At 67.0% G+C, this 7,707-nt stretch carries 8 protein-coding genes, 1 tRNA gene and 1 other RNA gene; 3 read left to right on the top strand and 7 right to left on the bottom strand.

Features of this window, described 5'->3' with window-relative positions:
* Positions 1-131: AAA family ATPase (locus tag B3587_RS00935; RefSeq protein ID WP_292725877.1), on the bottom strand; the 131-nt coding region annotated here is incomplete at its 3' end.
* Between the two features lie 105 nt (positions 132-236).
* Positions 237-333, bottom strand: an RNA gene (ffs, locus tag B3587_RS00930) — signal recognition particle sRNA small type.
* A 142-nt stretch (positions 334-475) separates the two neighbouring features.
* On the opposite strand from ffs, the gene B3587_RS00925 reads away from it, so the two are divergent.
* The 3 genes from B3587_RS00925 to B3587_RS00915 are packed head-to-tail and all read left to right on the top strand — an operon-like array spanning position 476 to position 4,996.
* On the top strand, positions 476-1,489 hold the full coding sequence (locus tag B3587_RS00925; protein ID WP_292725875.1) for an AAA family ATPase: 1,014 nt from the start codon (positions 476-478) through the stop codon (positions 1,487-1,489).
* A gap of 1 nt (position 1,490) precedes the next feature.
* On the top strand, positions 1,491-2,711 hold the full coding sequence (locus B3587_RS00920; RefSeq protein WP_292725874.1) for a DUF58 domain-containing protein: 1,221 nt from the start codon (positions 1,491-1,493) through the stop codon (positions 2,709-2,711).
* Positions 2,712-2,758: 47 nt separating this feature from the next.
* Positions 2,759-4,996 carry a DUF3488 and transglutaminase-like domain-containing protein gene (locus B3587_RS00915; protein WP_292725873.1) on the top strand — a complete coding sequence of 746 codons (2,238 nt, stop codon included), beginning with the start codon at positions 2,759-2,761 and terminating at the stop codon, positions 4,994-4,996.
* A 55-nt stretch (positions 4,997-5,051) separates the two neighbouring features.
* Here the strand turns inward: B3587_RS00915 and B3587_RS00910 are convergent.
* From B3587_RS00910 to B3587_RS00890, 5 genes are all read right to left on the bottom strand, one after another.
* Positions 5,052-5,141, bottom strand: a tRNA-Ser gene (locus B3587_RS00910).
* Positions 5,142-5,561: 420 nt separating this feature from the next.
* Positions 5,562-5,975: a VOC family protein gene (locus tag B3587_RS00905; protein ID WP_228177984.1), complete on the bottom strand. Its 414-nt coding sequence runs from the start codon at positions 5,973-5,975 to the stop codon at positions 5,562-5,564.
* Complete coding sequence (locus B3587_RS00900; protein WP_292725870.1) at positions 5,972-6,319, bottom strand: DUF2200 domain-containing protein; 348 nt, start codon at positions 6,317-6,319, stop codon at positions 5,972-5,974. The genes B3587_RS00905 and B3587_RS00900 overlap by 4 nt, the downstream gene beginning before the upstream one ends.
* Positions 6,320-6,342: 23 nt before the next feature.
* Positions 6,343-7,431: a DNA glycosylase AlkZ-like family protein gene (locus B3587_RS00895; RefSeq protein ID WP_292725868.1), complete on the bottom strand. Its 1,089-nt coding sequence runs from the start codon at positions 7,429-7,431 to the stop codon at positions 6,343-6,345.
* Positions 7,432-7,473: 42 nt separating this feature from the next.
* Positions 7,474-7,707, bottom strand: a 234-nt coding sequence (locus B3587_RS00890) for a GNAT family N-acetyltransferase (RefSeq protein ID WP_292725866.1), incomplete at its 5' end; no start/stop codon positions are given.

Here is a 7,707-nt window from a genome sequence, read left to right as displayed (position 1 = left end):
GTCGAGCGGGCGATCGCTCGGAACACGCCGACGCGTGGGGTGGCATGGCTCAACGCATCGAGCACCCCCAGGGCGATCGTGGACTTTCCGGAGTGACCTTCTGCCGAGGTGATGAAGATGCTCTGCGCCACCCCATCAGCCTAGGTGCGACCGCGGGGGCGCCGCCGGGTGCCTACCGGAGAAAAACCCGAGGCAACCGAATGTTCACGCCCCGTTGCGTCAGGACCACGCGGGCATGAAAAGACTCTCCGCGCACCCGGCAGAGCCTGGTTACCCTTGCTACGTTTCCGTCCTGGGGGAGTTGGCCTGGATGCCGCCGCGCGGAGAGCTTCCCCTAGTCTAACCATTCGTCCCGCCGGGATTCGCGGCGTCCTCCCAGAGCCGCACTCGGTCAGCCGAGGTTACGATTGTGCAACGACCGACGAGGCGCCGCATATCCGACGAGGCGGCGCGCGCACAGGCGGAGGGGGTCGGCATGACCGAAAGCGTCATCCGCGAGGAGCGGGTCACCGCAGAAAGCCCGCCAATCGCCGTGGAGCGCTTCGCCGAGGTCACCAACGCGATCCTCGGGGCAATCACATCCGTGATCGACGGCAAGCCGGAAGCGGCTCGCAGCGCACTCATCTGCCTGCTCGCCGAGGGGCACCTTCTTATTGAGGATGTCCCCGGAGTCGGAAAGACGATGCTTGCCCGGGCGCTGGCAGCATCCATCGACGCCGCGGTGCGACGCATCCAGTTCACGCCCGACTTGCTCCCGGGCGACGTCACCGGTGTTTCGGCCTTCAACCCCATCGAGCGTGAGTTCGAGTTCAAACCGGGTGCCGTGTTCGCCAACATCGTCATCGCCGACGAGATCAACCGCTCCTCCCCCAAGACCCAATCCGCACTGCTGGAGGCGATGGAGGAACGGCAGGTCACCGTCGACGGGCACACACACCTCGTGCCGCACCCGTTCCTGGTCGTCGCCACCCAGAACCCTCTCGAAATGGAGGGGACGTACGCGCTTCCCGAGGCGCAGCGCGACAGGTTCACGATGCGGATCTCGATGGGCTACCCGGATGCACGCGCCGAGACCCTCATGCTGCGCCAGCGTGAGACAGTCAACCCGCTCGAATCCGTCCGACCCGTCGTCACAACCCACGAGGTGGCTGAGCTGATCGTCGCGGCGCGGCATATTCATGTGGCGCCCGCGATCGAGGAGTACACCGTTTCCCTCGCTCAGGCGACCCGCGCTCACCCCGACCTGAAGCTCGGAGCGAGCCCGCGCGCGACGCTGCAACTCGTTCGAGCTGCCAAGGTGGCTGCAGCGCTGGAGGGACGATCTTTTGTCATCCCCGACGACATCACCGGCCTCCTGCATCCGGTGTTCGCCCACCGCCTGATCGCCACACGCGCAGCCGGCGGAGCCAACCACGGCGAAGCCGCGGTGGCGGATGCCCTCGATCAGATCGCGGCAAGCGCCCGCGTCCCGCTCGCCTCGCGGCGGTGACATGCGCTGGTGGCCATTTACGCCTCGGGGCACCGGTGCCCTGATCCTCGCCATCGCTTCGTTCGTGATCGCGGGAGAGACCGGCGTCGTCGAACTCATGTTCTTCGGTGTCCTCATGGTGGTGGTGTGTGCGGGGAGTCTCGCATCGCTCTGGTTTCGGGCGGCTCCCACCGCCACGCCTCGGCGGATCGTTCCCGACGTCTCGACGGTCGGCAAACCCACGACCGTCACGGTGACGCTCCGGCCGCCTTCGCGCATGATGGGCAGGTCCGGACGGTGGCACGAGCTCGCCGACCCGGTCTTCATCGGCGAGCTTGAGGGCGACCTCAACTGGGGCGGGGCCGACAAGGCAGCCTCGGTGACATATAGCGTGACGCCCAGCACGCGTGGCACCTACGCTCTCGGTCCGCTGCGGGTCATCACCGAAGACCCCTTCGGGCTCGCCCGACGCGCGGTGCGCGTGATCGAAGCCGAATCGGTCCGGGTCGCTCCCGCGCAGGTCGAGGTAACGGCACTGCGGGCGATGACGGCGACAGCGGGTGGGGCGCTCCACGCCACCCACACGCAGCGCGGCCATGGCGTGGACAATCTGCTGGCCCGCCCCTACCAGCCAGGGGATTCGATGCGCCGCATCCACTGGCGTGCGTCAGCTCACCACGACGGACTCATGGTGCGCCAGGAAGAGAATGAGGCTGCACCGGATGCCGTCGTCGTGATCGACCGGGACGATGCGCGCTGGGGCGCCGGGGCCGCCGCAGCGCCCGGGCAGGATCCCGCTTTCGAGGCGGCAGTTGCCACTACCGTGTCGGCTGTCGCGCAACTGTCCCACGACGGCTACACCGTGAGCGTGCTCGAGAGCGACGGAACACCCCTCCACGAGCCCATCGAACCGGGCGAGAAAGCACTCCTCGACGCGTTCGCCGCAGATTGCGCAACCATCGTCGCCGGCACTGGGCACAACATCCATGACTTACCGCGCGCCTTCGCCCGCGTCGGCAGCGGCCCGATCGTCATCATTACCGGCACCCTCTCGGAGGCCGATGTCGCCGCCCTCGCTCCGATCGGCGCACACACGACCCTGCCGATTCTGCTGGCCACCGACGCCAGCGCTGACGCCTTCGACCGAGCGGCGGAGTTGGGGTGGCGGGTTCAGGCCATTCGCGTGGGCCCCGAGATGCCCGGCTGGTGGGACGACGCGCGAGACCAGGGTCAGAGGCGATGAGCTGGTCGACACGATGGAGAGCTGCTCGCAGGGCCCGCTGGCGGGGGATGCGAACCGGACGTTCTGACGCACTACTGACGATCGGGGTGATGGTCGGGATCGTTGCCGCCCTTCTTCCGGTGACGCGAGTCATCGCGCCCGGCGCCTGGATTTGGGGCACCCTCGCGCTGTCGGCGGCGATCATGGTCACAGGATTCTTGCTTCGCCGTACCCGGATGTCGGCGATCGGCATCAGCGCGGTCGAGCTTGCCCTCACGATCGGCGTTGTCACCGTCGTGTTCCTGCGAGAGACCGCGCTGTGGGGAATCATCCCGGTCTTTGCGAGCGTGGATCAGGCAGCGGGCCTCGTGGTCACGGCATCCGAGGAGATCTTCTACAGCGCGGCCCCCATGGTTCCGACCCCGGCCTTGAGCTTCTTGGTGGTCGGGGCAGCGGGCCTGTTCACGATTGCTGTGGATCACATTGCCTTGACAGCACGGATGCCGCTGCTGGCCGGTGTCGCACTGTTCACGGTGTCGCTGATCCCTGCTCTGACGGTGCCCAGCGCCGTCAACCTCTGGTCGTTCGCGCTGCTCGCGGCGGCTGTGTTGCTGTTGCTTCGCGCCGAGACCCGCGGCCGGGAACCGAGGAGTGGACGCGCGAGCGGCGCCTCCGCCGTCGCGGCAGGTATCGGAGCTCTCGCTCTGGTCGCGACCCTCATCATCACACCCTCGCTCCCCCAGCCCGGTCCCCGGGTCGCATCCGGAAGCGGTACCGCGGGAATCGACGCATCCCTCTCGCTCGGGCAGGATCTGCGTCGCCCTGAGCAGATCGAGGTCCTGCGGATGCGCTCGACCGCGCCTCTGCCTCCGTACCTGCGCGTGGCAACGCTCAGCGAGTTCACCGGCGCCGTCTGGCAACCCGATCGCACATGGTCACTTCCGCTGGACAGCTCCCGCGCCTTCGGGGAGGTCGAGGCGTCCCCCGGGATCGAGATTGCGGATTACCTCACGACTGTCGAGATCACCGATCTCTCGTCATCCTGGCTCCCGGTGCCCTTCCCCGCGGTGGACGTCGAGGGCCTGTCGGGCTCCTGGAACACGATGCCGCTCAATCGGACGGTGGTGGGCGAGAACGGCGCGACCCAAGGGCAGTCGTATGTCGTCGAAACCCGCGTTCCTGAACCAACTCTCGACCAAATCCGTGCGGCGGATGCCAACCCCGACCGGGTTCGGGAGACGGCATCCGCTCTGCCTGACAATCTTCCCGAGATCATCGCCCAGACAGCGCGAGAGATCACGGCTGGCACCACGAACGACTATGACGCCCTGATCGCGATGCAGTCGTGGTTCCGCGGGGCTGACTTCCGGTACTCGCTCGACGCCCCGGTTGAGCAGGGGTTCGATGGGTCAGGCGCTGATGCGGTGGCATCGTTCCTCGACGTGAAGTCGGGGTATTGCGTGCACTACGCGTCGGCGTTCGCACTGATGGCCCGAACTCTCGACATGCCCTCCCGGATCGTCGTGGGCTACCTGCCCGGCGTCAACACGAGCACCGTCGTCGACGGGCAGAACGTGCGATCGGTGCTCAGCGGACAGCTTCACTCGTGGCCCGAGGTCTACTTCGATGGGATCGGCTGGGTCGCGTTCGAACCCACCAACAGCCTCGGAACGGCGACGCGGTTCGGCTCGGCCACGGATGCCGCGCAGGATGATGCGGCTGGCCCCACGCCGACGGTGTCATCTGCGCCGTCGGCGACGCCGCAACCCACGCGGTCGGCCCTCTCCGAGAACCTCGACACCCCGAATGCCACGGTTCCCCTTCCCCTGCAGCGCAACCTGGCGGCGTTTGGCTGGGGAGCCTTCGCGATGGGGCTGCTTGCTCTTCTGGCGGCGCCGGGAGTTGTGGCTGAGCTGCGCCGACGGCGGCGGCTTGCTTCGGCCGCGCGCGGTGATGCGGTTGCCGCGTGGGCAATCGTTCGGGATACGGCGGTAGATCTCGGCATCCGCGTGGCAGGTAGCGACACCCCGCGGATGCTCGGGGACCGGCTCGTGCGAGAGCATGGCGTTGATGCGGATGCCATGTCCATACTCGTGTCGGCTATCGAACGCGAGTCGTATGCACTGGCAGGTGCCCGCACGGCGTCGGGGGCCCGGATTGGCGGTGAGGGAACCGAGCGCGGGACGCTTGTGCGTGCGGCACGAGACGTTCGGGGGCAGGTGATGCTGGCGGCGTCTCCTGCTCGACGCTCCATCGCTCTCGTCGCGCCGCGCTCGCTCGTGTTCGGCCTGTTCACCCGCGGCTAGACGAAAAAGCCCTGAGCCGCGACCCGTTCGTAAACGGTGACGCGGCTCAGGACAATGGCGGTGACGGTGGGATTTGAACCCACGGTGCGCTTGCACGCACACACGACTTCCAATCGTGCTCCTTAGGCCGCTCAGACACGTCACCAGAACAGCCTGTCCATCGTACCCGATGCCTCTTCGCCGCCCCGACCAGCGCGAGGGATCAGGCAGTGCCCGGCGGTCTAAACCGCCGTGAGCTAGGACGTCCTTCTTCAGTCGCGCCGAAATGCGGGTGTCGCCGCCCGTGACCCGCACGAAGGCGCGACCGAAGAACACCTCGTGCCCGGAGATACTGAGCACCGTCACTCGGTCGCGCCTTCGCGCGACTTCCGGGTCTCGTGACCAACGTCAGGGCGCGACTGAACGGAGGGCCGACCCGGAGATACCGAGATACCGCTATGGCCGATCGCGGCTCGGCGCCAGAGCCATCCGACGCTCTGCCGTCAGGCAGAGGGCGGGGCCGACTACGCGACTGCGTCCTTGAGCAGCAGGGCCCGACGAGCGGTCCCGGCGCTCCGGGGCACAGTCAGTCCGTCGACTCCCGCGGTGGGTTGTGCATGAACTCGATGCGGATACCGTTGGCGTCCTCGACGAAGGATGCGTAGTAGCGGGGCGTGAAGCGCGGGTACGGCTTCGGGTCACGCACGATCGTCCACCCAGCGCGGACCGCGATCTCGTGGAGTCGGTCAACCTCGGCGCGCGAGCCGACCGCGAACGCGAGGTGCTGCCAGCCGACCCGACCGTGGCGGTGCGGGCCCGTCCCCGGCTCGCGCGCTGGATAGAAGATGAGTTCGGACTCTCCTGGACAGGTCCAGAACACGATGCTGCCGGCATCCGTTCGGGTGTACCCGAGCGCGAGGAGCACAGGTTCGAACTGGCTCGCGGCGGCGGGCACGTCGTCGACAGTCAGGGCGAGGTGGTCGACGAGAGGCACCGTCACGCCTCCCGGAGGATCTTCGGCATTGCTTTGCCCTCGGCAAGTTCGTCGATCAGCTTGTCGAGGTAGCGGATGTTCTGCATCAGCGGATCCTCGATCTCTTCCACACGAACGCCGCAGACGACGCCGGTGATCGCCGAGACGCGCGGATTGAGGTCGGCATCCGCGAAGAACTCCTCGAAGCTGGTCTCACGTTCGAGATGCTGCGCGAGAGCCTCGTCGTCGAAACCCGTCAGCCAGGCGATGATCTCGTCGACCTCGCCTTTCGACCGGCCCTTGCGCTCTGCCTTGGCAACGTAGAGCGGGTAGACCGACGCGAAGCTCGTCGTGAAGATCCGGTGCGCCATGATCCGAGGGTACGCGCCGGGGTCTACCTGCGTCCCGAGGCAAACACCACGGGAACACCCAGCCACTCCCCGAGATCGCGGATCTCGGCATCCACCATCTCGCGTTCCTCGTCATCGAACGGGATCAGTTCGTGAACCGCGGAGACGACGAGGTTCTCTTTCTTCTTGTCGAGTTCGGCATCCATCAGCGCAGAGAAACGGTCACCGATGAGGATCGGATGCACGAAGTAGCCGTACACACGCTGGGCTTTGGGCTTGAACTGCTCGAGGATGAACTCGAAGTCGAACAGTTCAGCGAGGCGCGGCCTGTCGAAGAGCATCCGGTCGTACGGGTTGAGGATCGCGACCCGGCCACCCGGGTCATCTCCCAGCGCGGCGATCGCCTCGGGGTCGACTCGCCATTTCCACGCGCTCCCCTCGACCTCGGCCGGCTCCCCCGCCATACCGACCTCGCTCCAGGGCGACTTCTGTCGCGCGATACCCGCGGCATGAAGGCGCCGCTGCTGCAACCGCTCTTCGGCTTCCTCTGCGGTGATGGACCCGTCATCGGGACCGTACAGCCGCTCGGCAAGGTCCCACACGCGCTGCCGGTTCTCACGTCGAACCACGGCCACCTCGCCGATGACCGACAGCAGTTCGAGCATCCGTGGCACCTGGTTCGATCCGTACCAGCCGCTCTCGTTGCTGCGCTGCACCACGCTCGTGTCAGGGATCTCGGATGCCAGCAGCGGCCCCTCCGCGCGGAGCCGAGCGAGCACGTCCTTGCGAAAGGCGGCGTTCGCCTCGAGGTATTCGCGAGACGCGGCACGCAGCTGCCGGGCGCGCATCAACGCGACCATGTCGGGCATCAGGCTGGACGCGAAGAACCGACCATCGAACTCGAACAGCAGGCGATCGTCTTCGACGGCCTTCTTGAGCTGCCCGGGCTCGTACCCCCATCCGATCCGACTCCAGAACGCGGTCTGCTCCGCGGGCGCGATGGTCACTGTCGGATCGATCTTGATGCTGCCGAGCTGCTCGGCGACCTCGACGACATCGCCGGGACGATCGGCATCCAGTAACTGGGCGCGCACAGCGATTCGGCGCGCTTCGTCCCGCGTGAGGCGATGCATGCCGCGAGCGTACCGCTCCGCGCCGACACCCATGCAGCCAGCTCAGTGGGCCCCGAGAACCATGTACTTCTCGGGCGCGCGGACACCCTCGAATCCGAACTGTGCATACAGTCCGTGCGCGTCAGCAGTGGCGAGCATGATACGCCGGACGCCGAGCGGTTCGACGTCGGCGACGATTCCCGCCATGAGCGCCTTCCCGATGCCCTGACCTCGAGCGTCCGGTGAGACGAAGACGTCGCACAGCCAGGCGAAGGTCGCGTCGTCCGTCACGATCCG

This window comes from Microbacterium sp. UBA837 (genome assembly GCF_002296025.1).
In the GTDB taxonomy this organism is placed as follows: Bacteria; Actinomycetota; Actinomycetes; order Actinomycetales; family Microbacteriaceae; genus Microbacterium.
The sequence above is the reverse complement of the archived record's forward strand: the minus strand, read 5'-3'. Positions and strand labels throughout refer to the sequence as shown.